This window comes from Mycolicibacterium arabiense (assembly GCF_010731815.2).
Classification (GTDB): domain Bacteria; phylum Actinomycetota; class Actinomycetes; order Mycobacteriales; family Mycobacteriaceae; genus Mycobacterium; species Mycobacterium arabiense.
This window is the reverse complement of sequence record NZ_AP022593.1, coordinates 5,352,652-5,378,863: the sequence shown is the minus strand read 5'-3', so window position 1 is coordinate 5,378,863 and position 26,212 is coordinate 5,352,652. Positions and strand designations below refer to the sequence as shown.

22 protein-coding genes are annotated in these 26,212 nt (G+C 69.7%); 9 read left to right on the top strand and 13 right to left on the bottom strand.

Annotated features, from left to right (window positions below; genetic code table 11):
• Window positions 1-58: 58 nt before the first annotated feature.
• Complete coding sequence (locus tag G6N61_RS27615) at window positions 59-319, bottom strand: hypothetical protein (protein ID WP_163923998.1); 261 nt, start codon at window positions 317-319, stop codon at window positions 59-61.
• A gap of 116 nt (window positions 320-435) precedes the next feature.
• On the bottom strand, window positions 436-687 hold the full coding sequence (locus tag G6N61_RS27610) for a hypothetical protein (protein ID WP_163923996.1): 252 nt from the start codon (window positions 685-687) through the stop codon (window positions 436-438).
• Between the two features lie 215 nt (window positions 688-902).
• Here G6N61_RS27610 and G6N61_RS27605 point away from each other — a divergent pair, with 215 nt between their 5' ends.
• Genes G6N61_RS27605 through G6N61_RS27595 form a run of 3 tightly spaced genes read left to right on the top strand, consistent with a single transcriptional unit; the run spans window position 903 to window position 4,613 of the window.
• Entirely contained in the window at window positions 903-1,880 is a 978-nt protein-coding gene (locus G6N61_RS27605) for an oligopeptide ABC transporter permease OppB (RefSeq protein WP_163923994.1), read from the top strand.
• Entirely contained in the window at window positions 1,877-2,758 is an 882-nt protein-coding gene (locus G6N61_RS27600; protein WP_163923992.1) for an oligopeptide ABC transporter permease OppC, read from the top strand. The genes G6N61_RS27605 and G6N61_RS27600 overlap by 4 nt, the downstream gene beginning before the upstream one ends.
• A gap of 31 nt (window positions 2,759-2,789) precedes the next feature.
• The gene (locus G6N61_RS27595) at window positions 2,790-4,613 is read left to right on the top strand and encodes an oligopeptide ABC transporter ATP-binding protein OppD (protein ID WP_179973535.1); all 1,824 of its coding nucleotides are present in this window, start codon (window positions 2,790-2,792) and stop codon (window positions 4,611-4,613) included.
• Window positions 4,614-4,628: 15 nt separating this feature from the next.
• Here the strand turns inward: G6N61_RS27595 and G6N61_RS27590 are convergent, their stop codons facing one another.
• Window positions 4,629-4,916, bottom strand: a complete 288-nt coding sequence (locus G6N61_RS27590; protein ID WP_163923991.1) for a cupin domain-containing protein — start codon at window positions 4,914-4,916, stop codon at window positions 4,629-4,631.
• Complete coding sequence (locus G6N61_RS27585) at window positions 4,913-5,842, bottom strand: homocysteine S-methyltransferase family protein (protein WP_163923989.1); 930 nt, start codon at window positions 5,840-5,842, stop codon at window positions 4,913-4,915. The genes G6N61_RS27590 and G6N61_RS27585 overlap by 4 nt, the downstream gene beginning before the upstream one ends.
• Before the next feature lie 110 nt (window positions 5,843-5,952).
• On the opposite strand from G6N61_RS27585, the gene G6N61_RS27580 reads away from it, so the two are divergent.
• Window positions 5,953-7,620 carry an oligopeptide ABC transporter substrate-binding protein OppA gene (locus G6N61_RS27580; RefSeq protein WP_163923987.1) on the top strand — a complete coding sequence of 556 codons (1,668 nt, stop codon included), beginning with the start codon at window positions 5,953-5,955 and terminating at the stop codon, window positions 7,618-7,620.
• Here the strand turns inward: G6N61_RS27580 and G6N61_RS27575 are convergent.
• A complete protein-coding gene (locus G6N61_RS27575) occupies window positions 7,610-8,860 on the bottom strand; it encodes an alpha/beta fold hydrolase (RefSeq protein WP_163923985.1) in 1,251 nt (416 codons plus the stop codon). The two genes, G6N61_RS27580 and G6N61_RS27575, sit on opposite strands and share 11 nt — an antisense overlap.
• A gap of 109 nt (window positions 8,861-8,969) precedes the next feature.
• Here G6N61_RS27575 and G6N61_RS27570 point away from each other — a divergent pair, with 109 nt between their 5' ends.
• Window positions 8,970-10,220, top strand: a complete 1,251-nt coding sequence (locus tag G6N61_RS27570; protein WP_163923983.1) for an acyl-CoA dehydrogenase family protein — start codon at window positions 8,970-8,972, stop codon at window positions 10,218-10,220.
• A gap of 9 nt (window positions 10,221-10,229) precedes the next feature.
• Here the strand turns inward: G6N61_RS27570 and G6N61_RS27565 are convergent, their stop codons facing one another.
• The 5 genes from G6N61_RS27565 to G6N61_RS27545 all read right to left on the bottom strand — a co-directional run bounded on the left by G6N61_RS27565 (window position 10,230) and on the right by G6N61_RS27545 (window position 17,792).
• Window positions 10,230-11,774, bottom strand: a complete 1,545-nt coding sequence (locus G6N61_RS27565; RefSeq protein WP_163923981.1) for a GMC family oxidoreductase — start codon at window positions 11,772-11,774, stop codon at window positions 10,230-10,232.
• Between the two features lie 37 nt (window positions 11,775-11,811).
• The gene (locus G6N61_RS27560) at window positions 11,812-14,427 is read right to left on the bottom strand and encodes an AAA family ATPase (protein WP_163923979.1); all 2,616 of its coding nucleotides are present in this window, start codon (window positions 14,425-14,427) and stop codon (window positions 11,812-11,814) included.
• Entirely contained in the window at window positions 14,424-15,572 is a 1,149-nt protein-coding gene (locus G6N61_RS27555) for a metallophosphoesterase family protein (protein ID WP_163923977.1), read from the bottom strand. Before G6N61_RS27555 ends, G6N61_RS27560 begins: the two co-directional genes overlap by 4 nt.
• A gap of 142 nt (window positions 15,573-15,714) precedes the next feature.
• Complete coding sequence (locus tag G6N61_RS27550) at window positions 15,715-17,163, bottom strand: PepSY-associated TM helix domain-containing protein (protein ID WP_163923975.1); 1,449 nt, start codon at window positions 17,161-17,163, stop codon at window positions 15,715-15,717.
• Window positions 17,164-17,258: 95 nt separating this feature from the next.
• A complete protein-coding gene (locus G6N61_RS27545) occupies window positions 17,259-17,792 on the bottom strand; it encodes a hypothetical protein (protein WP_163923973.1) in 534 nt (177 codons plus the stop codon).
• A 72-nt stretch (window positions 17,793-17,864) separates the two neighbouring features.
• On the opposite strand from G6N61_RS27545, the gene G6N61_RS27540 reads away from it, so the two are divergent.
• Entirely contained in the window at window positions 17,865-18,338 is a 474-nt protein-coding gene (locus G6N61_RS27540; protein WP_163925145.1) for a SixA phosphatase family protein, read from the top strand.
• A 5-nt stretch (window positions 18,339-18,343) separates the two neighbouring features.
• Here G6N61_RS27540 and G6N61_RS27535 read toward each other — a convergent pair whose 3' ends face one another.
• On the bottom strand, window positions 18,344-18,901 hold the full coding sequence (locus G6N61_RS27535; protein ID WP_163923971.1) for a DUF3558 domain-containing protein: 558 nt from the start codon (window positions 18,899-18,901) through the stop codon (window positions 18,344-18,346).
• 8 nt (window positions 18,902-18,909) lie between these two features.
• Window positions 18,910-19,506 (bottom strand): DUF3558 domain-containing protein, encoded by a 597-nt coding sequence (locus G6N61_RS27530; RefSeq protein ID WP_163925144.1) that lies wholly within the window; start codon window positions 19,504-19,506, stop codon window positions 18,910-18,912.
• Between the two features lie 129 nt (window positions 19,507-19,635).
• Here G6N61_RS27530 and G6N61_RS27525 point away from each other — a divergent pair, with 129 nt between their 5' ends.
• The 3 genes from G6N61_RS27525 to G6N61_RS27515 all read left to right on the top strand — a co-directional run bounded on the left by G6N61_RS27525 (window position 19,636) and on the right by G6N61_RS27515 (window position 25,601).
• Window positions 19,636-21,360 carry an ABC transporter ATP-binding protein gene (locus tag G6N61_RS27525; protein WP_163923969.1) on the top strand — a complete coding sequence of 575 codons (1,725 nt, stop codon included), beginning with the start codon at window positions 19,636-19,638 and terminating at the stop codon, window positions 21,358-21,360.
• A gap of 17 nt (window positions 21,361-21,377) precedes the next feature.
• Window positions 21,378-23,249, top strand: a complete 1,872-nt coding sequence (locus G6N61_RS27520; RefSeq protein WP_163925143.1) for an ABC transporter ATP-binding protein — start codon at window positions 21,378-21,380, stop codon at window positions 23,247-23,249.
• Between the two features lie 153 nt (window positions 23,250-23,402).
• Complete coding sequence (locus G6N61_RS27515) at window positions 23,403-25,601, top strand: molybdopterin-containing oxidoreductase family protein (RefSeq protein ID WP_163923967.1); 2,199 nt, start codon at window positions 23,403-23,405, stop codon at window positions 25,599-25,601.
• Here the strand turns inward: G6N61_RS27515 and G6N61_RS27510 are convergent.
• Window positions 25,598-26,161, bottom strand: a complete 564-nt coding sequence (locus G6N61_RS27510; protein WP_163923965.1) for an ATP-binding transcription factor AbmR — start codon at window positions 26,159-26,161, stop codon at window positions 25,598-25,600. The genes G6N61_RS27515 and G6N61_RS27510 overlap by 4 nt on opposite strands.
• Window positions 26,162-26,212: the final 51 nt, after the last annotated feature.

The following is a 26,212-nucleotide window of genomic DNA, read 5'->3' as shown; positions in this document are numbered from 1 at the left end:
GCCACGGCGATGGGCCGAACCTGTGCCGAACCTATGCGTCAGCTGTGACGCAGCGCGACTAGTGCGGTTCGGCGAAGCCCGACGGCGTGGTCGCGGTCACGGGCGGCTCGGCAACACTCGTCTCGGGCACCGGCGGTGCGGTCGCCTCGGTGCTGGTCTCACCGGTCGTCACCTCTGAGGTAGTGATGCTCGGCGACACCGGGCCCGGCGGCACTGGAGCGGGTTCCTCGGCGGCGCTGGTGGCGATCGTGACGCCACCCATCGTCAGTAGCGCGCCGGTCCCGACGGTTGCGGTCAACAACTTCACCTTGGTCTTCACGTGGATCTCTCCAAATCGATCTATTCGACTTCGTGGGGACACAAAGGGGCCGCCATGGACCCTTCACGGGTCGTGTAACCACGGTGATCGATCGTGAAACGCGAGTGTGCGCGCCGCTACTTGGCCGCCTCCTCCACCGATGGCAACGGCGCAGGGCCCTTCATCACGGGCTTCGCGACCGCGACCGCCGGTGCGGTGGGTGGCGTGGTCTCGGTGCTGGTGGCGCCGATCGACATCGTCGTGCTCTTGGCCAGATCGGTGTGATCGGTCGGCGCGGTGACGGTGGCGCTGAGCGCGCCGATGGTCACCACCGCGCCTGCCCCGATGATCGCTGCGAGGAACTGGTATTTGCCGTTGCGGTTCGTCATGGTGTTTCCCGGTCGTCGTGATCCCGCCGCACGTCCGCCCTGCGGGGTGCGACTGCACCTCCGAGTGAACGCGCTGAAACTGGACGAACGCTGTGCCCTCGCCACGAGTTGGCTCCCCCTCGGGCGGGGCGAAACGCCGGGTCGCGAGGGCCGTTCGCAGCCGCATCGCCAGCTATCTCCTACCCTGTCCGAATGCGGGTAGCCGAGAGCGCGACGTGACGCGGTTCCTCGCTCGCCGCCTGTTCAACTACGCGGTGCTCTTGGTTCTGGCGTCCTTCCTGACGTTCTGTCTCACCGCGTGGGCGTTCAATCCGCTCGAGAGCTTGGAGAGCCGCAACCCCCGCCCGCCGCAGGCGGTCATCGATGCCCGCGCGGACGCGCTGCACCTCAACGATCCGGTGGTGCAGCGGTACGCCACCTGGGTGACCCACGCCGTCCGCGGTGACTTCGGGACCACGATCACTGGCCAGCCCGTGGCCGACGAACTCGGTCGGCGCATCGGGGTCAGCCTGCGGCTGGTGATCATCGGGTCGGTGCTCGGCACGTTGATCGGCGTCGTCGTGGGCGCGTGGGGCGCGGTGCGGCAATACCGGGTGTCGGACCGGGTCATCACGATCGTGTCGCTGCTGTTGATCAGCACCCCGACGTTCGTGCTCGCCCCGCTGCTCATGCTGCCCGCCAACACCGTCAACTCCGCGCTCGGATTCGAGCTGTTCCAGTACATCGGCGAGACGTCGACGACGACGGCGCCCGGGTTCTGGAACGGCGTCGTCGACCGGTTGCAACACCTGGTGCTGCCGACGTTGACGCTGGCACTGTTCGCGATCGCGGGATACAGCAGATACCAGCGCAACGCGATGCTCGACGTGCTGGGTCAGGACTTCATCCGCACCGCGCGGGCCAAGGGACTGACCCGGCGGCAGGCCCTGCTGCGGCACGGGTTGCGCACGGCCCTGATTCCGATGGCGACGCTGTTCGCCTACAGCGTCGGAGGACTCGTCACCGGGGCGGTGTTCGTGGAGAAGATCTTCGGCTGGCACGGCATGGGCGAGTGGGCCGTGCAGGGAATCGCGAACCAGGACACCAACATCGTCGCCGCCATCACGCTGTTCACCGGCGCCACCGTGCTGCTCGCCGGGCTGCTGTCCGACGTCATCTACGCCGCACTCGATCCGAGGGTGAGGGTTTCGTGACCACCGAGAGCGCCTTCGCATCCCGTCGCACGCTGACGCTGCGCCGCTTCCTGCGCAGCCGGCTCGCGGTCGCCGCGCTGGTGGTCCTGATGGTGCTGTTCGTCGGCTGCTACGCGCTGCCCCCGCTGCTGCCGTGGAAGTACACCGACCTGGACTACTTCGCCCTGCAGCAGCCGCCGAGCCCCAGCCACTGGTTCGGTACCAACGCGCTCGGCCAGGACGTGCTCGCCCAGACGCTGCGCGGCATGCAGAAGTCGCTACTGATCGGTGTCTGCGTCGCCTTCGTCTCGACCGTCATCGCCGCCACCGTGGGGGCCATTGCCGGTTACTTCGGCGGCTGGCGCGACCGCGCCCTCATGTGGGTGGTGGATCTGCTGTTGGTCATCCCGAGCTTCATCCTGATCCTGATCATCACCCCGCGCACCAGGGGTGCCGACACGGTGATCTGGCTGATCCTGCTGCTCGCGGCGTTCAGCTGGATGATCAGCGCCCGCATCGTGCGCGGGCTGACGATGAGTCTGCGCGAGCGCGAATTCGTCACGGCCGCCCGGTACATGGGCGTGTCGAACCGGAAGATCATCGTGCGCCACGTGCTGCCGAACGTGGCGTCGATCCTCATCATCGACACCGCGCTCAACGTCGGCGTGGCGATCCTCGCCGAGACCGGGTTGAGCTTCCTGGGATTCGGCATCCAGCCGCCGGACGTCTCCCTGGGCACGTTGATCAGCGACGGGACGGCGTCGGCGTTGACGTTCCCGTGGCTGTTCCTGTTCCCGGCCGGGGTGCTGGTCCTCATCGTCGTGTGCGCCAACGTGATCGGCGACGGGCTGCGTGATGCGCTGGATCCGGGTGCGCGGACGCTTCGGCGGCGGCGATGAGCGCTTGCGCGAAGAGCAGAGGGCGGCGCAAGTGACGGAACTGCTCTCGGTGACCGACCTGACCGTCACCTTCCCCACCGACACCGCCGAGGTGGCCGCGGTACGCGGCATGTCGTTCGACGTCCGACCGCGGGAGGTCGTCGCACTGGTCGGCGAATCCGGCGCGGGAAAGTCCGCAACCGCAATGGCCGTGGTGGGCCTGCTTCCGGAGTACGCCGACGTGACGGGTTCGGTCCGGCTGCACGGCGAGGAGCTGATCGGTCTCGACGACGCAGGGATGTCCCGCGTCCGCGGCCGCACGATCGGCACGGTGTTCCAGGACCCGATGTCGGCGCTCACGCCGGTGTACACGGTGGGTGACCAGATCGCCGAGGCCCTGCGCGTGCATCAGCGCGACCTCGGCCGCGCGGCGGCGAAGACGCGAGCCGTCGAGCTGCTCGAACTCGTCGGCATCAACCAACCCGACCGGCGCGCAAGGGCGTTCCCGCACGAACTGTCCGGCGGTGAGAGGCAGCGCGTGGTCATCGCGATCGCGATCGCCAACGACCCGGACCTGATCATCTGCGACGAGCCGACCACCGCGCTGGACGTCACCGTGCAGGCACAGATCCTCGACGTGCTGCGAACCGCGCGCGACGTCACCGGTGCGGGCGTGCTGATCATCACCCACGACCTCGGCGTGGTGAACGAGTTCGCCGACCGCGCGATGGTCATGTACGCAGGCCGCACGGTGGAGACGGCGTCCGTCGACGTCATCGTCGCCGACCGCGTGATGCCCTACACCGTGGGACTGCTCGGGTCGGTGCCGCGCCTCGACGCGCCGCAGGGCGCGCGCCTGGTCCCGATCCCCGGCGCCCCGCCGACGATGGAGGCGCTGCCGCCGGGATGCCCGTTCGCGCCCCGGTGTCCGCTGGCGATCGACGACTGCCTGGCCGAGGAACCGGCCCTGCTGCCGGTCGGCCCCGACCACGCAGCGGCGTGCATTCGCGTCGAGCACGTCAAGGGGCGCTCGGCTGCCGACGTGTACGGCGTGTCGACCGCACCTCCCGATGCCGCGCGGGATCCCGACGCGCCCGTGGTGCTTCGGGTGCGCGACCTGGTCAAGACCTACGACCTGACCAAGGGCGTTTTGTTCCGGCGCCGGATCGGCGAGGTGCGCGCGGTCGACGGCGTCAGCTTCGAGCTGCGGCAGGGCCACACGCTGGGCATCGTCGGCGAATCCGGCTCGGGCAAGTCCACCACGCTGCACCAGGTCCTCGAACTGACGCCGCCCCAGGGCGGTTCGATCGAGGTGCTCGGTCGCGACGTGGCGGCGCTGGACCGGCGGGGCCGCCGCGACTTGCGCGGCGACCTCCAGGTGGTGTTCCAGGATCCGGTGGCGTCACTCGATCCGCGGCTACCGGTATTCGAGGTGCTGTCGGAGCCGTTGTCCGCCAACGGTTTCGACACGTCCCGCATCGACGAACGGGTCGCCGAGCTGCTGACCCTGGTGGGGATGAGGCGCGAGGACGCCGGCCGCTACCCCGCCGAGTTCTCCGGCGGTCAGAAGCAGCGGATCGGCATCGCGCGGGCGTTGGCGCTGCAGCCGAAGATCCTTGCGCTCGACGAGCCGGTGTCGGCGCTCGACGTGTCGATCCAGGCGGGGGTCATCAACCTGCTGCTCGATCTGCAGCTTCGGTTCGGCCTGTCCTATCTGTTCGTGTCGCACGACCTGTCGGTGGTCAAGCATCTCGCCGACCAGGTGGCGGTGATGCACCGCGGCGTCGTCGTCGAGGCGGGCAGCGCCGAGAGCGTATTCGCCGACCCGCAGGACGAGTACACCCGGCGGCTGCTGGCCGCAGTGCCCACGGTGTAGCCGGCGTCCGGCCGGTCAGCCCTTGAGTTCCACTTCGACGAAGATCGCGGTGGCGTCCGAGGAACTCGCGACGTCGTGGTCGGTGCCTGCGGCGCCTTGGTACGGCGACCCTGCGCGTTGCGTCATCTGCCGGGTGCTGCCGTCGGCGTCCGTGACGGTGAACGTCCCGCCGGTGACGGGTATGACGACGTAGTCGTACTCGTGCCGGTGCGGCCCGGTGGCGTCGCCCGCCTGGTCGAACGTCCACGTGGTGACTCTGATGCGTGGGTCGTCGATCGCGACGGTGGCTCGAGCGGTGCTCATGACTCCCCCGCGCGACGCGCGATCTCGCGCACCATCGCGTCGACGTGGCGCTCGTCGGTACCGCAGCAGCCGCCCAGGATGGACAGGTCCGGGAGCCGGTCAAGGAGATCGGCTTGGGCCGTGGCGAATTCGCCTGGCGTGCCGTCGTCGCGTTCGATGGCAGCGTCCAGCTCCGCGTGGCCTGCGGTCGAGGCGTTCGCGCGTATGCCGGCAATGCGGCGGTTCCACTCGGCCGGCTCGGGCCCGATCGCGATTGCGATGTGGCTCGGATGCGCGCAGTTGACCAGGAAGTAGTCCGGCGGTGCGGCCTCGTCTACCGCCGTGATCGCCTCCGCCAAGCCGATGCCACTCAGCAGACGTCCGTCGGCGTCGACCGTGAACGACACCGCGATCGGCACCCGTTCGGCTCGGGCGGCGCGCACGATGCCGATGGCCTCACCGACGTGAGTGATGGTGTAGGCGGTGGCCAGGTCGGCAGCACCGTCGGCGAACGCGGCCACTTGCGGGCGGTGATAGTCGAACGCGGTGTCCGGATGCGGTTCCGAGGACGCGGCGTACCCGTCGTGACGCGGCCCGATGCTCCCGCTGATGCGGATGACTCCGACTGCGTCGACGTGGTCGCGGCGCAGGTCGGCCATGAACTCGATTGCCGCCGAGTTCACCCGCTCGAGATCGCGGGCGTCGTAGCCGAGGAGTCGGCCCCAGTCCGGGTTGGCGCGCCAGGTGGGGCTCTCCAGCAGCAGCGGGCGCCCACTGGCCGACGCGATGGCGGCATATCCCGCGTAGTAGTCGCGCAGCGCCGACCGGCCCTCGGCCGTGTCCAGCAGCACGAAGGCCGCGAAGTGGGGCAGGTCCACGCCGCGGCGGAAGATCAAGTCGGTCTCGATGCCGCCGTCGGTGACGAACACCCCGGTGCCCTGGTCCACTGCGCACCCTCTCCGAGACGGCTCGCGAGGCCGCGGGCTGGGGGTTTCAGGGTACGGACAGGCGCGGGCTTCCGGAGGTAATAGGTAGCAGACCACTAAAGTCGGTCGGCATGACGTTCCGACGCATCGCCAGCCTCCTCGTGGTGGCGGGATTGACCCTCACGGCCTGCTCCAGCGGCGATCAGACGCCACCCCCGGCTGGCGGCGACGCCGAGGTCGGCAGCACCAGCGACATGAACCCGCAGGACCCGACCAGCCTGCAGGAGGGCGGGGCGCTGCGCCTGGCTCTGTCGGGCTTCCCGGAGAACTTCAACACCCTGCACATCGACGGCAACGTGGCCGACGCCGGGGCGATGATGCGCGCGACGATGCCGCGGGCGTTCCGCATCGCTCCCGACGGCACCGCGACGGTCAACCAGGACTACTTCACCAACGTCGAACTCACGAGCACCGATCCGCAGGTGGTCACCTACACGATCAATCCCAAGGCGACCTGGAGCGACGGCGCGCCGATCACGTGGGAGGACATCAAGTCCCAGATCGACGCCACCAGCGGCAAGAACAAGGAGTTCGCGATCGCCAGCCCGAACGGCAGCGAGCGCGTCGCCTCGGTCACCCGCGGCGTCGACGACCGCCAGGCGGTCATGACGTTCGCCAAGCCGTACTCCGAGTGGCGCGGCATGCTCGCGGGCAACACGATGCTGCTGCCCAAGAGCGTGACCGCCACCCCCGAGGCGTTCAACAAGGCGCAGCTGAGCCAGCCCGGCCCGTCGGCGGGGCCGTTCGAGATCACCAACATCGACCGGACCGCGCAGCGAATCACGTTGACCCGCAACCCCAAGTGGTGGGGCGCCACCCCGCGCCTGGACACCATCACCTACTCGGTGCTCGATGACGCCGCCCGCATCCCGGCACTGCAGAGCAACGCGCTGGACGCGACCGGCTTGGCCAGCCTCGACGAGCTGGAGATCGCCCGCCGGACGGCGGGCATCTCGATCCGCCGGGCGCCCGGTCTGGGCTGGTACCACTTCACGATGAACGGCGCGCCGGGGTCGATCCTGGCCGACAAGGCGCTGCGCGTCGCCATCTCGAAGGGCATCGACCGGCAGACGATCGCCAGCGTCACCCAGCGTGGCCTGGTCGACAACCCGGTGCCGCTCAACAATCACGTCTACGTTGCGGGTCAGGAGGGCTACCAGGACAACAGCGGTGTCGTCGCGTTCGACCCCGAGGCAGCCAAGCGTGAACTCGACGCACTGGGCTGGACCATGAACGGCCAGTTCCGCGAGAAGGACGGCAAGCAGCTCGTCATTCGGGACATCTTCTACGACGCGGCCAGCACCCGGCAGGTCGCGCAGATCGCACAGAACAACCTGGCGCAGATCGGGGTGAAACTCGACCTACAGGCCAAGGGCGGCAACGGATTCTTCAGCCAGTACATCACCGTCGGCAACTTCGACCTGGGCCAGTTCAGCTGGGTCGCCGACGCCTTCCCGCTCTCCGGACTGACCCAGATCTACCTGTCCACCGGGGAGAGCAACTTCGGCAAGATCGGCAGCCCGGAGATCGACGCGAAGATCGAGCAGACGCTCGAGGAACTCGACCCGGCCAAGGCCCGCGTCCTGGCCAACGAACTCGACGAGCTGATCTGGGCCGAAGGCTTCAGCCTGCCGTTGACCCAATCGCCCGGAAACGTCGCAGTGCGGTCCAATCTCGCGAACTTCGGCGCAGCGGGGCTGGCCGACGTCGACTACACCGCGATCGGCTTCATGAAGTAGTGACGCTGCGGACGGCCCGCTGCACGACTGGTGGCACCACCGACTCGGCAGCAGCAGCGGCGCCGAGGCCCCACACCAGCAGGCGGAACCCGATGGGCGACGGCGCGGCGTCGAGTTCCGCTGCGCGCCCGGGTAGATCGCCGGCACTGCCCCCGACGACGGCCGCGGCGATCTCGAGTGCGGCCCGCTCCTTGGCGTCGAGCACGCTGTGCCCCGCAGTGGGCAGCTCCACCAGCACGGCATCCGGAATCAGCGAGGCGATGCGGGCCGCGATCGACGGTGGCGTGGTCAGGTCGCGACCGCCCGCGACGACGACGGTGGGCCAGGTGAATCCCGGCATCGCGGCGATCAGGTCGTAGGGCTCGGCGACGAAGTCGGGATCGCCGACGGCCATGTCGCGCAGCGCAACCGCCGGGTCCAGCGGCGAGCCGTCCGGCACCGCCCCGTAATTCAGCTCGCGATAGCCGATCCTGCCGACGAGGTCGGGTTCGTGGTGGTAGGGCGTCTTGCGCTCGAAGACGAACTTCGTGCCGAGACCGACTGCACCCCACAGCCAGTCGTGTCCGGTGAGCAGCAAGTCGAGCTGCCGCCGGAGGATGGCGGGACCGGCGTAGCCGTACAGCCCCGCCGCCATCTGGGTGGCGGCGGGCGTCAGCACGCCGTCGGCGACCAGTCGGCGCATCTTCGCGGCCAGCTCGGAGGTGTCCAGGTCGTCGCCGTCCCACAGCGCGCGTCGGGTGGCGGCGCGCACCTCGTCGATGTCGTCGGCCGACAGCAGCGGGGAGTCGAGCACCATCGCGTGCACCCGTTCGGGATGGCGGACACCGAGCCCGGCAGCGAGATACGTGCCGTACGAGGTGCCGTAGACGACGGCGGACGACACCCCCGCGTCGTCGAGGACCGCGGCGAGGTCGTCGACCACCGCGTCGATCACGAGTGACCCGGGCGGCAGGTCGGCACCCGCGTCGTCGTGCCGAGACAGCCCGACACCCCGGTGCTCCACCATGATGACGTCCAGACCCGCCTCGGCGAAGCGCCGTCTCGTGCCCCGGTACAACGCCACCGACGCGGCACCGGGGCCGCCGGGAACGACGAGCAGCGGATGCTCGGACGGAGGCCCGGTGCGCACGTAGAAGAGGTCGAACTCGCGTCCGTCGCCGATCGGCCTGCGGACCGAGCGGACGCCAGGCAGCGCGGCGAGCTTGTCGTGCGCGCGCCTGCGCTTGGCGTTCATCGTCATCGCACTTGCCCGGTCATCGCACTTCATTGTGCCCCTCGCGGTGTGCGCTTCGGTTCCCGGTGATTCAAAGCCGTGCCCGGCGCGGCAGCCCGTCGGTACAACGGTGCTCATGACAACCGTCGAAGGCGTGAACAGAATCCTGCCGGGATCGAACGAGTGGACCACCCTGCTGGCCGACATCGGCTCGGGGGCCAAGAACCGAGATCTGGAGGACCAGAACCCGTTCGATCAGGTCACCGCACTCAAGCGCGCCGGTTTCGGCACGCTTCGGCTGCCCGAGGCGCTCGGCGGTGCGGGATTGACCGTGCCGCAACTCTTCTCGGCCGTGATCGACGTGGCGCGCGCGGATCCGATCGTCGCGCACATCTTTCGGACGCACTTCTGGTTCGTCGAGGAGCGGTTGCGTACCCTCGGAGGGCAGGAGCGCAGCGACCGGGGATTGGAACGGGAGTCCGAGGGCTCACGGCAGTGGCTGGCCGAGGTCGCCGCGGGCCGGGTGTTCGGCAACGCGTTCAGTGAGAAGGGCAGCAACGCCGTCGGCAGCCTGGTGTTCAACACGCGGCTGCTGCCCGACGGCTCCGGCGGCTTCCGGCTCGACGGTCAGAAGTTCTACAGCACCGGCACCCTGTTCTCCGACTACCTGACGGTCACGGCCACCACCGACCACGACTCGGTCGCGACCGTGGTGGTGCCCGCCGATCGCGCGGGCGTGCAGCTGGTCGACGACTGGGACGGTTTCGGTCAACGCCGCACCGGCACGGGCACCACCACGTTCACCGGCGTTGCCGTGTCGGCCGACGAGGTGTTGTCGGACTCCCCGTACGACGCCGAGCCCGTCCCGACGGTGCAGTACGCGTCGCTGCAGTTGTTCATCCATGCCGTCGTCGCCGGGATCCTGGCGAACGTCGTCGACGACGGGATCGCACTGCTGCGCTCGCCTGACCGCAGCTTCAGCCATGCCGTTGCCGAGCGGCCCGCCGACGACCCGCTGCTGCAGCGTCAGCTGGGCGAACTCGCCTCCACCGCATCGATCGCGCGGGCCGTGGTCCTCGACGCTGCCGAAGCCATCGCTGCGGCCACCGCCTCGGAGGTCGACGGCGTGCCCGACGCGGGCCTCGCTGCGGAGGCGCAGCTGCGCGCGGCGAAGGTCAAGGTGCACCTCGACGACGTGGCACCCCAGGCCGCCACCCGGCTGCTCGAACTGGGCGGTGCCAGCGCGGCCAGCAGGCAGCGCAACCTGGACAGGCACTGGCGCAACATCAGGACCATCACGCTGCACAACCCGGTGGGCTACAAGGCGCGGGCCATCGGCGAGCACCTGCTGCACGGCACGCCGCTGCCCGCGAACGCCTACTTCTGAGGCGTTCGCTCAGGTCGACGCGGACTTGATCAGGTCCGACGCCTTCTCGCCGATCAGCACCGACGGCGCGTGGGTGTGGCCGCGGATGATCGTCGGCATCACCGACGCATCGGCGATTCGTAGCCCGTCGACGCCGCGCACCCGCAACTGCGGGTCGACCACGCTGTCGGCGTCGGTACCCATCCGGCAGGTACCGACGGGGTGATAGAGGGTGTGCGAGCACGTGTTCAGCGCGCGCTCGAGGGTCTCGTCGGACAGGTCGGTCGCCCCGCTGGGTCGCAGGATGGCCCCGAGCAGGCCGCGCATCGACGGCGCCTCGGCGATCTGGGCCGTCATCCGCAGGCCCGCCATCAGCGCGCGCCGGTCGGCGCCGTCAGGGTCGGTCAGGTACCCGGGGTCGACGAGCGGCTTGATCAGCGGGTCTGCGGAGGCAAGGGTGACGGTGCCAGTGCTCTTGGGCTTGACCAGGATTGGGCCCATGACGATCGCGTGACTCTGGTGCGGCTCGCCGATGCCCTCGTCGAAGAACGGTGCCGGAGCGAAGATCAGCTCGAGGTCGGGCAGGTCGAGCCCGGGCTCGCTGCGGACGAAGCCGTACGCCTCGCCGACGTTGGACGTCAGCATGCCGCGCCTGCGCAGCAGGTAGGCGATCAGCTCGAGCGGCTTCTCCGCGGTCTGCAGCGAGTCGCGCTCCACCTCGAAACCCACCGGCACCACGAGGTGGTCGAGCAGGTTCTGCCCCACCCCCGGCGAGTGCGCAACGGTGTCGATGCCGAACTCCGCGAGCCGATCCCGGTCTCCGATGCCCGAGAGCATGAGGAGTTGCGGAGTGTTGACGGCGCCACCGCACAGCACCACCTCTCGGCGGGCCTCGACCACCTCGCGCTTGCCGCCGGAGTCGAACTCGACGCCGACGGCGCGCCTGCCGTCGAACAGGACGCGCGTGACGACGGATTCGGCGAACACCTTGAGGTTCGGGTTGCGCATCGCAGGCTTGAGATAGGCGTCGGCAGCACTCCACCGCGCGCCGCGGCGTTGCGTGACCCGCGTCTGGCGAAACCCGTCGGGGGTTTCGTCATCGGTCGAATCGACGGTGAAGCCGCATTCCCCGGCGGCCGCGAGCCACGCCGCGGTCGCGCTGCGCGGGCTGCGCTGATCGGAGACGTGCAGTGGTCCCCGCTCGATGCGGTCGTAGTAGCCGACGAGCTTGGCCCACGACCACTCTGGGCCGGCATGCTGCGCCCACTCGTCGTAGTCGGCCGCGAAACCGCGCACCCACATCATCGCGTTCATCGAGGACGACCCACCGAAGACCTTGCCCCGGGGCCAGTAGATCTGCCGACCGTCGAGTTCCTTCTGCGGTTCGGTCAGGTAGTTCCAGTCCAGCGGTCCGCGGAACAGCTTGGAGAACGCCGCGGGGATGTGGACGAACTTGTCCTTGTCGGGCGGCCCCGCCTCGACGACGGCCACCCGCACGCCCGGGACGGCGCTGAGCCGGTTGGCCACGACCGATCCGGCTGACCCAGTTCCCACGACGACGTAATCAGCCTTCACGTCGCGTGAGTGTAGGAGGCGTCGCTGCGCTTTTCAGTCAAACCGCCGAGGTCAGCTCGATGCGCTGCGCCCCGATGACCCCGGCGTACCGCTCCGGGCTGCACGTCAGCACGATCACCTGACCGTCACCGCCCACGGCGTCGAAGACCTCCGCCATCTTGACCAGGCGATTCGAGTCGGTGAACCCGAGTGCGTCGTCGATGACGACCGGCACGCCGTCCTCCTTCGCGACCAGCGCCGCGCCCGCCAACCGCGCCACGATGCCGAGCTGTTCCTTCGCACCGCCGGACAGGGAGTCGTACGGCACCGTGCAGCCGTCGAGTGTCCGGGTCTGGATGCGCAGCTCGGCGTCGATGCCGACCTCGAAGTCGGGGCCGAACACGATGCGGCCCAGTCGTTCCACCTCGACGCGGAACGGGTCCACGTAACGCTGCCGCGCGTCGTCGCGGTGGCGCGTCATCGTCGACCGCAGCAGCATGACGGCGTTCGCCCGCCGCCGCAGCCGCGCCCAGTCGGCCTCGGCGTGCGCGCACTCCATCTCGGCGGCGTCGAGCCGACCGTGGCGGCCCTCGGTGCCGTAGACGCCGAGCTGCGCCGTGGTGGCGACCAACTGCGCGGCGACGTCGCGGTGGCGGCGGCCCAGGCGGTCTGCGAGCGCATTCGCTTCGGTCAGTTCGGCCGCGACCACGGCGGGCTGGGCGCCGTCGAGTTCGATCTGCAGCGCCTCGACCCTGGTGGCAGCATCGCCGAGCCGTTCGGCGGCGGCATCGGCTCGCAGCACGAGATCGTCGTCGGTGATCGACGCCCGCCCCTGCTCCAGCCGCTCGGCGAGCTTCTGCGCGCGCTCCTGGCCGGCGTCGATCCTGCTGCGCAGAACCGTTGCGGCCGAGGCCTTCTCGTTGACGAGCGTCGATGCTGCCGACGCCGCGTCGCGCAGTGCGGCGCAGGTGGTGAGTGCCTGCCGGTGCGCGGCCGCCGCGGTCTCGAGTTCGGTGCGCGCGGCGTCGGCGTCGGGGCGGTCAGCGGGCAGGTCGGTTCGCAGGGCCGCGAGCCTGCGCCGCAGCGCGTCGACGTCGTCGTCGGCGGCCTGCGCGTCACGCGTGGCGCGCAGCTGCTGGCGGGTCGCCGTCAGATCGCGCCGCCGCTCGTCGAGGGCACGCGCGGCCTCGACGTCGGCGACACCCACGTCGTGCAGCACCTGCGCGAGGACCCGCGCCTTGGTGTCCAACTCGTCGCCGGTGTGGGCGGCCGGCGTGCCGGGCACCACCCGCACGGTCAGCAGTCCGGGCATTTCGACGTCGGTCGGTGCGGTCGCACTGGTCGACCACACCGCACCCGCGTCGAGGGTCACGACCTCGCCCGCGACGGTGACCGACATGGATTCCGTCGCAACGAGTTCGATGCGTGCCGATGCCGCTTCCGCCGCGGCCGCAGCCACGTCGACCGCGGCCGACGCCGCCTCGACCAGACGCATCGTCTTGTCGGTGAGCGGAATCTCGGCGAGCATGGCCTCGACGTCGCGCAGGCGCGCGTCGGCGGCGTCGATCTTGCTCAGTCGCAGCGCGATCCGGCCTGCCTCGTCGTGCCTGGCGATCTGCTCGACCACGGTGCGTGCCGCGTCGACCTTCGCCTGCCAGGCCTCGGCGTCGGCGGTCGCCGCCAGCATCGCGGCGGTGGCCTCGGCGTGCGCCTCACGTGCCTCGGTCTCCTCGAGCGTCGCCTGGGCCAACGCGGCTGCGAGCGTCTCGACACCGGAGGTCTCCTGCTCGAGTTCCGTTCGGAGCCTGCGACGTTCGGTGAGCGCGGCCGTGGCCGCGACCTGTGTCGACCGTGCGGCGTCCGCGACGACCTTCGCCTGGGTCAAGCGTTCGGCGACCTTGCTGACGGTGTCGGCGGCAGCGCGTGCGGCCTCGAGGCGGGGCCCGACCACGGACCGCTCCGCATCGAGTTCGGCGAGTTCGGCGGTGAGGACGTCGTGCCTCCCCACCGCCTCCTCGATCTCGGCTACTGCCGAACGACATTCGGCGACCGCCGCTGCGGCGGCCTGACGGCGCTTGATCGCTGCGGCCCACTCCCCCGTCGGCTTGCCGGTCTGGGTGAAGTAGCGCCGGAACTCCTCGTCGATGCGATCGATGAGCAGCGGTTCGCTTCCCGACAGCGTCACCGCTTGACCTGCCGCCACGTCGAGCGCCCGGGACAGCGCATCGCAGCCCGAGAGGTCGACCGGTGACGTCGACGACGTCTGCAGCACCCGCTGGGCCTGCCACAGTTGGACGTCGACGGTCTCGTTGAGGATGGCCTGCACCCGTTCGTGCGCTTCGTCACCCGTGAGCTGTTCGCGGACGGGTGCGGTGACGGTCAACTCGGTGACCGGACGCTTGTGGTAGCGCTTGAAGTAGGTGAATCGGTATGGGCCGGTGGAGATCTCGGCCTTGACCTCGGCGCCCTCGTCGACGTGCGTGGGCTTGACCTGCTTCACCTCCTTCTTGCTGGAGCGGTCCTTGGCCTCCAGCAGGAGGTCGAGCGCCTCGATCATCGACGACTTGCCGATCTCGTTGGCGCCGCACACCACGACGACGCCGCGGTCGGGGAACTCGACGTCGCGGAAGGCGATGCCGCGGTAGTTGCGCAGTGTCAGCCGGTGCAGTTTCACGCCGCACCCCGATCGACCAGGCGAAGCAACAACGCCAGCGCCGCGCGCGCGTCGTCGGACTCCTCACCGTCGGTCTTGGCCGTGGCCACCAGTTCGTCGACGGCGGCCGCGGCGAACCCGCCGATGCCGAGATCGTCGAACTCGCCGTCGGCAGGCAACACCACGATGTCGGTCTGACTGTCCCACAGCGAGAGTGCGGCGAAGCGGCGCACGTACTTGTCCAGGCACGCGTCGAGCGCCGCCTTGTCGGTGACCGTCAACGATCCGTTCAGACCCACCTGCACGACGGTGCGGTCCTTGTCGGTGAGCAGGTCGAGGTTGAGGTCGAGATCGGTCACGTCGCGGCTGGTGTCGACGGTTCGGCACAGCGAGACGAAGCGCCACGTCCCCACACGCCGGGCCTCGACCTCGACGCGGCGGGCGGGGTCGGATTCGTCGACGTCGACCACCAGCACGTGGCCGGGATCGCTCTCGACGTGGTCGTAGTTGGTGACTTCCGGCGCCCCGGAGTACCACACCCGGCCGCTGTCGCCGACCTTGGTCCGAGAGTGCTTGTCTCCCAGCGCCACGTAGTGCACGGCGCCGCGGGCCAGGGCGTCCTCGACCGCGGCGAGCCGGATGAAGGACGGCTTGTCCCTGTCGGCCTGGAACACGTCGACTCCGCCGTGCCCGACGACGATGCGGGTCACGCCGTCGTCGGTCAGGCCGGCGAGGACGTCGCCGACCAGGTCGGTGGTCGGAGCCTTCGAACGCCATGGCGCAGCGACGATCTCGAGACCGGGCCGTACTTCGTGCACGCCCGCGCGGTCCAGCACCACCACGTTGTCGGGCCGCTCCTCGGTGAACAGGGCGCTGGTGTACACCGAGCCGGCGTCGAGCGGATCGTGGTTGCCGGGCAGCAGGTACACGGGCACCTCGATGCGACGCATGGCCTCCAGCGATTGGCTGATGACGCGCGGTGCGAGGTGGTTGTCCTCGAACACGTCGCCCGCGACGACGACGAACTCGGCGCCCACCTCCTTGGCGATCGGCCCCATGGCGGCGACGACGTCACGGCGGGCAGCCGAATAACGCGGTTGCGCCTCGTCGTTCAGGAAGTGGCGGGTCATGCCGAGTTGCCAGTCGGCGGTATGCAGGAATCGCATCCCATCGCCCCCTCTCGTCTGGTCGTGAGTCCCCGTGATCTCGGGACGCCAGGCGAGTGTATGGCCGGCCGCCGACAAGTCGACGGACCTCGATCGGCATGTGGGCGACCGGCCTACGCGGCGACGGTTCAGCGGCGTCGGATCACCGGCGTCGAAGCGCCTGCACCCGACCGATCGCGACGTCGGCCACCAGGAACGCCACCAGGCTGACGCCCAGCAGCGGCAGGAACCACCCCACCGCGATCGCGACGACGACGACGGCGGCGACGACACCGGGATGCGTGCGGCGCAGTGCGCCGCGCGCGGGTGGGCGGCCGACCAGCCGATCCGATGCACGGGTGGGCCTGCGCTGCCACCACATCCGATACCCGCGCACGATCACCGTGACCAGTCCCACGGCCACGACGAACAGCACCAGTTGATTGAGCACGCCGAACAGGAACCCCATGTGCATCCGGATGCCCCAGTCGGCGAGCTTGGCGATCGTCGAGTAGTCGTTGGCGTAGTCGACCGAGCTGGTCACCCGCAACGTCACCGGGTCGACGGCTGCCGCGTTGGTGGTCAGCCGATACGGCTCGTCGACCTCGATCACCCCGACGGCCTCGCCCGGTTCGGCGGGCAGAGTCAGCTCCAGCGGCAGCCGAACCCCCGCGGACGCCGCCGCCGCGACCACCCCGTCCAAGTCGACGGGCGCTGAGGTCATCTGCAACGGCCCGCCGTGCCCGGCGTGTCCGTCGTGCGCGTCGCCGCGGGTTCCCGTTGCGGAGTCCCCGAGCGCCGTGACGAGCGCGGGCCGCTCCCAGGCGAAGTGCGCCCGGACCTCCGACACCGTGGCACCTGCGTACGTCGACCACGTGATGCCGGTCGCGGACAGGAACAGCAACATGGGCAGGATCCACACGCCAACCGTCGCATGCCAATTCAGCGTCCGGCTGCGTCCGGTGCCGGGGCTCGGCGTCAGCAGCCGTGCACGCTCGCCGCGGCGGCGCTGCGACCGGCGCCTGGTCCACCACAGGGCCAGCCCGCCGAGCGCCACCACCCACAGCCAGGACGCGGCGAGTTCGCTGTAGAGCCGCCCCGGTTCGCCGAGCTGCAGATGCCGGTGCAGGCCGTCGAGCCACGTGCTGAGTGGCAGGTCACCGAACCACACCGGCTCGGCGCCCAACACCCGACCGGCGTAGGGGTCGACGAACACGGCCAGCTGCCTATCGGGCCCCAGCGCCGGGTCGGCGAACAGCACCCGGGTCGAGTCCCCGGGATCGGCTGCGGGCCGCATGCCCGCCATGGCGAGACCGGGGTGGGCGGCCTGTGCGGCTGCCGCCTGCTCGGTGAGTGGCAGGGCCTGCTCGCCGGGATCGACGACCAGGATGTCGCGGTAGACGACGCGTTCGAGCGTGGGCGCGACGGCGTACAGGGCGCCGGTGATTGCCGCGATCAGGATGAACGGCGCCACCAGGACGCCTGCGTAGAAGTGCAGCCGCCGAACCAGGGCGAGTCCGCTGTTCGGCGACGGTCCTGCGGTGACCGCCGGTGGGTTGAGAGCCCGTTCGGGCTCAGATCGTGGAGTAGACGTCGATCCAGGGGTAGACATGATGGGTCCTTCGTTGTCCGAGAATGAGTTCCGTGCCGGGCACGGTGGAGAACCGGACCGCGACGCGCGCGTGTCCGGTATTCGAAAAGCCGCGCTCAGGCGGCAGTCAACGAAGGTGGTCCGCGGGTGACGTGCCCGGAGCCCGCGAGGATCCGGTCCGCCAGTTCCGGGCCCCACCACACGGTGCGAGGGCGACGGCCCGACGGCTCGCCAAGCAACGCCATGAGGACGAGCACCAGCCGCCACAACGCCGCGGTCACCGCGGCAAAGGACCGTTCCGCCGAGTGGATCAACGCCGCCACCAGGAGCGCCGCGGCTGCGTGCGCGAGGAGCATCTCCGTCGACCAGTGCGCGCCGTGGTGATGCCCGGAGGCGAACGCCAGTGTGTAGTGGCCGATCAACTGGCCCACCCCGAGGAACGAGGCGATCACGGGCAGACGCCGCTGGGCGTCAGCCGACGAGGACGCGACCGCCCCCACCATCGCCGAGATCGCCACCAGCAGCAGGACCGCCGACGTCGCGGGCAGCGGCGCCCCACCGAGACCGTGCGCGGCCACCGTGGCCGTCGCCGAGGTGGCGCCCACCAACGATCCGCGCAGCCGCGCGGCGTCGGATCGGGCGGTGCTCATCGCGGCAGCCTATCGCCGACGGCCTAGGTTGGGATCGTGAGTGCGACGAACCAGAGCCGGACGCTGTTGTTGATGCGGCACGCCAAGTCGGGCTACCCCGACGGCGTCGCCGACCACGACAGGCCGCTGGCCGACCGCGGCAACCGCGAGGCGCCGCTGGCCGGGGAGTGGATCCGCGCGCACGCACCCGAGGTCGAGGCCGTGCTGTGCTCGACCGCCACCCGCACAAGGCAGACGCTGGCCAAGACGGGCATCGAGGCGCCGACCGAATTCCTCGACGAGTTGTACGACGCCACGCCGGGAACCGTTCTCGCGGCCATCAACGGCGTCGGAGACGACGTCCGGACGCTCCTGGTGGTCGGCCACGAACCCACGACGTCGAGCCTCGCGCTCGGGTTGGCTGGCCCCGGCGGTGATCCCGACGCCGCCGCCGAGATCGCCGCGAAGTTCCCCACCTCGGCGATCGCGGTGCTGCACACCGACATCAGGTGGGCCGATCTGGAGTTGGGCGGGGCGACACTGGTCGCCTTCCACGTGGCGCGATAGTCGGGTCAGTTGTTGGTGTTGAGCGTGAGTTCCATCAGCTTGATCGCCATGCCGCACGCGTCGATGCCGGGCGCCTGCGGGTTGACCCACCACCCGACCACGCCGGCCGCGTCACTGGCGACGCCGCACGCACCGTTGGGGTCGTTGGGCTTCATCACGATCGACGGCACGCCTGCCACCGACCGGCTCTCGATCTGATACTGCAGCTGTTCGGCGACCGACCGCTCGTTGTCGAGGCTGCCCTGCTCGAACCAGAAGCGGGTGATGTCGATCAGGCCCGACGGGTTCAATGCCTGCCACCGGCAGACCGCACCGACGAAGGTGCTTTGGATGTCCAGCGGATCCGCGCCGACGGTCTCGGCGAGGATGTCCTGGGTCAGGACGTCGCACTCCTTGAGGAGGTTCGGGTACTGACGCTCGGAGTCGTCGTTGCGCGCGTTCTCCCCGGACCCGGCGCGGACGGCGGCACCCTCCACCGAGCGGGTGCAGCCCTGCACGCCGAGCAGCACCGTCAGCGCCGCGAGCATGGCGCCGATCGTCGTCAGGATGCGACGCAGAGGCATGCGGGCGCTCACTTCGAGTTCACGATCGACTGGCGGGTGACTTCCTTGGCGACCTCGCACGCGTCGGGGAAGGGCTTCTGGGCGAAGCTGATCGACCATTCGATGAAGTCGTCGTCGAACTGGATGCCGATCTCGCACAGGCTCACGCCCAGCGTCGGATCGTCGTTGAGGGCGATGAAGCCGTCGTGTCCTTCGATGTTGATGTCCTCGACGCTGGTCCTGGAGAGTTCCTCGGTCTTGCGTTCGCGGCCGATGGGGCTGCCGCGGAACCACGAGAACGAGAAGTGCGGACCGAGCACGCCACCGCCGGCGAGCCACTGGCAGCCCACCGAGGTCTTGGCCGTGTTGACCAGACCGGGCACCTGGGTGAGTTCGCCCATGGCTTGGTCGGTGACCCCGCCGCACTCCGGGAAGAACGGCCCGTGCTTGACGTCGGCCGCCGGTGCGGGGCCCGACGGCACGTCCGGGCTCGCGGGATCGTCGGAGCCCGAGCACGCCGAGAGCACCGAGGTGACCGCGAGGATCCCGGCGGCCAGCCTGACCGCTGGAGCCTTCGCGTCGCGTCGGCCACGTGTCCCGTTCTGGTGGTCGCCCCGTCGTCCCATCACGCCCGCAACTGTAGCGGCAGCGCAGATCGGCAACCACCAGCGGACCGATTGACCAGCACTTTTCGGCGTTTCGCGCTGGAAATGGGCGATCAGGGACCCAACCGGAGCGTATGCGACAGTTACGGGATGCTCTGGGCGCTGCTGCGGCGGTACGTGCGGCCGTACCGCGGCCTGCTCGTCATCGTGTCCGTCCTGCAGGTGATCAGCACGCTGGCGTCGCTCTACCTGCCGACGATCAACGCGGCCATCATCGACGACGGCGTGGCCCAGGGCCAGACCGGCGTCATCGTGGAGCTGGGCCTGCTGATGCTGGGCGTGACCGGTATGCAGGTGCTGTGCGCCATCGGGGCGGTGTTCTTCGGATCGCGCGCAGGCATGGGCTTCGGTCGCGATCTGCGCTCGGCGATCTTCCACCACGTCACGGGGCTCTCGGCCGAGGAGACGTCACGCTTCGGCACCGCGTCGCTGCTGACCCGCACCACCAACGACGTCCAGCAGATCCAGGTGCTCGTCCAGATGACCTGCACGATGTTCGTCACCGCGCCGATCATGAGCATCGGCGGCATCGCGATGGCGCTGCACCTCGATGCGGGGCTGTCGTGGTTGCTGCTCGTCAGCGTGCCGATCCTGGCTCTGTCGAACTACTGGATCGTGTCCCGCCTGCTGCCGCTGTTCCGGTCGATGCAGGGTTTGATCGATGGCATCAACCGCGTTCTGCGCGAGCAGCTCTCGGGGCTGCGGGTGGTGCGGGCCTTCGCTCGCGAACCGATCGAGAAGGCCCGGTTCGCTGCGGCCAACCAGGCGCTCTCGGACACCGCGCTGACCGTGGGCCGGTGGCAGGCGCTGATGCTGCCGGTGACGACGCTGGTGATCAACGTCTCCAGCGTCGCGTTGATCTGGTACGGCGGCATGCGCATCGACGCCGGTCAGATGCAGGTCGGGGCGTTGATCGCCTTCCTGTCCTACTTCATGCAGATCCTGATGTCGGTGCTGCTCGTGACCTTCGTGCTCGTCATCCTGCCGCGGGCGTCGGTGTGCGCCGAGCGGATCAGCGAGGTGCTCGACACGCCCGCGGCCATCGCGAGCCCCGAGCACCCGCGCGCGCCGTCGAAGCGCACCGGCGAGATCGTCCTCGACGGCGTGACGTTCCGCCACCCCGGTGCGGAACAGCCCGTGGTGCAGGACGTCTCGTTCACCGCACGGCCTGGTACCACCACCGCCGTGGTCGGCTCGACGGGAGCGGGCAAGTCGACGCTGCTGTCGCTGATCTGCCGGCTCTACGACGTCACCGATGGCGCGGTGCGGTTCGACGGCGTCGACGTCCGGGAGTACGACACCGAGGTGCTGTGGTCCGGGATCGGGCTGGTGCCCCAGCGCGGCTATCTGTTCTCCGGAACCGTCGCCGACAACCTGCGCTACGGCAGGGACGGCGCGACCGACGAGGAGATGTGGGAGGCGCTGCGCGTCGCAGCGGCCGACGACTTCGTCTCGGCGCACCCCGAGGGCCTGGCGATGCCCGTCGCCCAGGGCGGCGCCAACCTGTCCGGCGGGCAGCGGCAGCGAATCGCCATCGCGCGGGCGGTCATCCGGCGGCCCTCGGTCTACCTGTTCGACGACGCGTTCTCCGCCCTCGACGTGCGCACCGACGCGCGGGTGCGCGCCGCGCTGCGCGACGTCTCCGCCGGCGCGACGGTGATCGTCGTGTCGCAACGCATCTCGACGATCGCCGAGGCCGACCAGATCGTCGTCGTCGACGACGGCTTGGTCGTCGGCGTCGGGTCGCACGCCGCCCTGCTGCAGGACTGTCCGCCATACGCGGAGTTCGCGGACTCCCAGAGCGTGACCCGGTGACCCGGCCCCTGCGGCCCATGATGGAGCCGCCTGCCGAGCGCACCCGCGACTTCAAGGGCAGCGCGACGCGCCTGCTGCGGCGCCTGGTGCCGCAGCGTGGTCTGACCGCGACCGTGCTGCTGCTCGGCATCGGCGGCATCGCGCTCGGCGTCGTCGGGCCGCGCATCCTCGGACACGCCACCGACCTGCTGTTCAACGGCGTGATCGGCCGCGAGTTGCCCGCCGGGCTCAGCAAGGCCGAGGCCGTCGAGCAAGCGCGGGCCCGTGGCGACACGACGTTCGCCGACCTGCTGTCCGGCATGGACGTCGTGCCAGGCCGTGGCGTCGACTTCGATGCCGTGGGCCGGACACTGCTGCTCGCGCTCGGCCTGTACCTGGTTGCCGCCCTGCTGATCTGGTTGCAGGCGCGCCTGCTCAACGTCGTCGTGCAGCGCACCATGGTCGCGATGCGCGCCGACGTCGAGGCCAAGGTGCATCGACTTCCGCTGTCCTACTTCGACACCCGGCAGCGCGGCGAGGTGCTGAGCCGGGTCACCAACGACGTCGACAACATCCAGTCGTCGCTGTCGATGACGATCGCCCAACTCCTGACGTCGATCCTGACCGTCGTCGCGGTGCTCGCGATGATGCTCACCATCTCGCCGCTGCTGACCGGGATCACCGTGGTCGTCGTGCCGCTGTCGCTGTGGGCGACCCGCACCATCGCACGGCGGTCGCAGAAGCTGTTCGTCGCGCAGTGGCGCAACACCGGCAGGCTCAACGCCCACATCGAGGAGACCTACAGCGGGTTCACCGTCGTCAAGACCTTCGGGCACCGGGCGCACGCCGAAGACCGGTTCCGCGACCTCAACGACGACGTGTACGAGGCGAGCGTCGGCGCTCAGTTCCTCTCCGGCCTGGTGGGTCCGGTGACGACGTTCATCGGCAACATCAGCTACGTGGCCGTCGCCGTGGTCGGCGGCCTGCAGGTCGCCACGGGTCAGATCACCCTCGGCGGCATCCAGGCCTTCATCCAGTACGTCCGGCAGTTCAATCAGCCGCTGACGCAGGTGGCGTCGATGTACAACACGATGCAGTCCGGGATCGCCAGCGCGGAGCGCGTGTTCGACCTGCTCGACGCCGACGAGCAGGTGCCCGATCCGCCGGTGCCCGCCCGGGTCCCCGACCGGGCCGCGGGCCGCGTCGAGTTCGAGCACGTCCACTTCGGCTACCGGCCGGGCACGCCGGTGATCTCGGACCTGTCCCTGGTCGCCGAGCCGGGCAGCACCGTGGCGATCGTCGGCCCGACCGGTGCGGGCAAGACGACGCTGGTGAACCTCCTGATGCGGTTCTACGAGGTGGACTCGGGCCGCATCCTGATCGACGGCGTCGACATCACCACGATGAGCCGTCACGACGTGCGGTCCCGGATCGGCATGGTGCTGCAAGACACCTGGCTGTTCGGCGGCACCATCTACGACAACATCGCCTACGGCAGGCCCGACGCGACCGAGGACGAGGTGATCGCCGCCGCGACGGCTGCCCACGTCGACCGGTTCGTGCACACGCTGCCCGACGGCTACGCCACCCGGGTCAACGACGACGGCGGCAACGTCAGCGCGGGCGAGAAGCAGTTGATCACGATCGCGCGGGCTATCCTCGCGCGCCCGCACCTGCTGATCCTCGACGAGGCCACCAGCTCGGTGGACACCCGCACCGAGGTGTTGATCCAGCAGGCGACCGCCGAACTGCGCCGCGACCGGACGAGTTTCATCATCGCGCACCGGCTTTCGACGATCCGCGACGCCGACGTGATCCTGGTGATGGAGGCGGGCCGCATCGTGGAGAGCGGCACCCACGACGACCTGCTGGCCCGCCACGGCGAGTACTGGGCGATGACGAGGGCCTGAGCCCGGAATCCTCGCGAGGTCTACACCACGGTCGTGCTCCGCGCGTCACCCACGACGCTGGTGTAGATCTCGCGAGCAAGGGGAGCGCGAAACAAGCGGTGCGCTCATTCGCGTTCACCGGTGCGGCGCGGATTCGCCCGGCAGGATGCCACCATGACCACCCGGCCGACCGTCGCGACGGCATCCGACGTCCGTACGGTGCACACCTTCTGCCGGTACTGCCTGGCAGCGTGCGGCATCGACGTGACCGTCGAAGGCAATCGCGTCACCAAGATCGCGCCGGACAAGCTCAACGCCCACAGTTGGCACGACTTCTGCGCGAAGGGCCGCACCGCCAACCAGCTCGTCGAACACCCGCGCCGCATCGTCAACCCGATGCGCCGCGTCGGAGAGTCGTACGTCGAGACCACGTGGGACGAGGCGCTGACCGACATCGCTGCCCGAATGAACGGGCTGATCGACGCGGACGGTCCCGACGCGATCGGCGTCTACTACGGCAACCCGGCCGGCTTCTCGTCGTCGAACATCATCTTCATGAACGGCTGGCTCGACGCCATCGGAACCAAGAGCCGCTACTTCGTGGGGTCCGTGGACCAGAACGCCATGCACGTGGTGTCCGAGGCGATGTACGGCTCGCAGCTGATGTCACCGGTCTCCGACATCGACGCATGCGACTACTTCCTGCTGGTCGGCACCAACCCGGCTGTCAGCGCCTGGAACTGGCTGGAGACCGTGCCGGGCGGCTGGCGCCGCGCGCTCGACCGGCAGAAGGCCGGCGCGACCATCGTCGTCGTCGACCCGGTGGCCACCGAGTCGGCGCAGAAGGCCGACGTCCACCTCGCCGTCAAGCCGGGCCAGGACTGGGCGCTGCTGCTGGCGATGGTGAAGGTGATCCTCGACGAGGGACTGGAGCACCGGGAGGACTGCGCCGATCTCGCCACCGGCGTACCGGAACTACGGGCGCTGGTCGCCGATGCCGACCTCGACGACCTCGCGGCTCGCTGCGAGATCCCCCGCGACCACATCGAGTCCGTCGCACGGGGTTTCGCGACCGCTGCCGGGGCGATGGTCGTGACCCGCACCGGGGTCTCGCTGCACGAGGCAGGGACGGTCGCCGAGTGGCTGGGCCACGTGCTGAACGTCGTCACCGGGCGCATGGACCGGCCCGGCGGTCGACGGTTCGAGCGCGGCTACGTCGACGCGCTGCGGATGTTCGAGCTGGCGAAGGTCGAGCCGCACTACAGCCGACTGCGCGGCCGCGAGATGATCGCAGGCGCACACGCGCTCGCCGAACTCCCCGACGAGATCACCACGCCCGGCCGCGGGCAGATCAAGGCGCTGGTGATCAACAGCGGCAATCCGGTCGTATCGGGTCCCGACGGTGCGAAACTCGATGCCGCGCTCGAGTCGCTGGACCTGCTGGTGGCCGTCGACTTCGTCCAGCGGGAGAGCCACCGTCACGCGCACTGGCTGCTACCCGCCGTGCACTGGTTGGAACGAAACGACCTGCCCGCGTTCACCAGCAGCATGCACGACGAACCGTTCGTCCAGTACGGCGCCAAGGCCGTCGAACCGCCTCCGGGCGCCCGCGAGGAGTGGCGGATCTGGGTGGACCTCGCGCTAGCGATGCGGCGGCCGCTGTTCGGGGCCAAGGGCGTCAACGGCTTCGTGGCGGCGACCCGGCGGGCCGCGGCACTCACGCGGCGGCCCGGCCTGGAGTTCACCCCGCACTGGATCAACCGGCTGCTGATCGCCACGTCGCGAAAGGTGAACGGTCGCAAGCTCAAGTGGCGCGACGTGGTCGGCAACCCGCACGGACTGGTCCTCGGGCCGCGCGAGTTCGGGCACTTCCGCGACGCGCTGCGCACCGACGACAAGCGGGTGCACGCCGCGCCGCCCGAGTTCGTCGCGAGGGCGCGGGAACTGCTCGGGCGGCCTGCGCCGTCAGCCCCTCCGGGTTACCCGTTGCAGCTCGGCAACCGCCGCAATCGGCACTCGATGAACTCCTGGCTCAACGAACTGCCGGGCCTGCACCCGGCGGGCAAGGGCAACGAGGTCCTGATGCATCCCGACGACGCGGCGACGCTCGACGTCGCTGACGGCGAACGGGTTCGGGTGTCCTCGCCCGTGGGGTCGATCGAACTCGACGCCCGCCTGTCGCCGCGACTGCGGCGGGGTCTGGTGGTGGTGGACCACGGATGGGGGTCGCGGATCTTCGACCCCCGCGGCGGCGCGGCAGCGCAGTCCTTCGGCGTCAACCGCAACCTGCTGGTCGACGCCGAAGGCATGGATCCGCTGTCGCAGACGTCGACGCTCAGCGCGACGTACGTGCGGGTCGAGCGCCTGGGTTAGAGCTTCGGCCCCTCGGCGCGCAGGTCGTCGACCGTCGACATCGCCTCGCGCAGCTGACCGAGCCATTCGTCGGCGTGCTGGCCGACCAGGCGCACCGACCAGACCAGCGCATCGGAGCGCGACCTGGCGACCCCGGCGTCGACGAGTGTGTCGAGAACCTGGCGTTCGGGCTGCCGTAGCCGTGTCATCACCGGTACGGCGATGTTGGTGAACAGGATTCGTTCGACGGCATTGGAGCCCACTACCCCGATCTCTACGCCCCACGCCACCTTGCGCCCGTAACGGGCCTCGGCCTCGTCGGCGATGCGCATCCGCTCCGAGCGGGTCTCCTCGCGGAAGCGGGCGGCGCGGCCCGATGCCCTGGCCTCGCTCTCCTCCCCCTCGGCGTCGGGGAGACGGCCGACGACCGTGATCTCTTCCCGGTCGACTGTCACGGTGGGATCCCCGCTGAACCAGCCGTCGGGCAGGCGTCCTGCGATCCAGTCGGGCGCGGACGACGCGTCGGGCTGTTGTGCTTGCTGCCAGCCGCCGGAGCGGCCGCGGTGACTGTGCGTTCTCATGCTTACATGATTACACCGTTACACGTGCAACAGGGCGTCGTTCACCCGTGG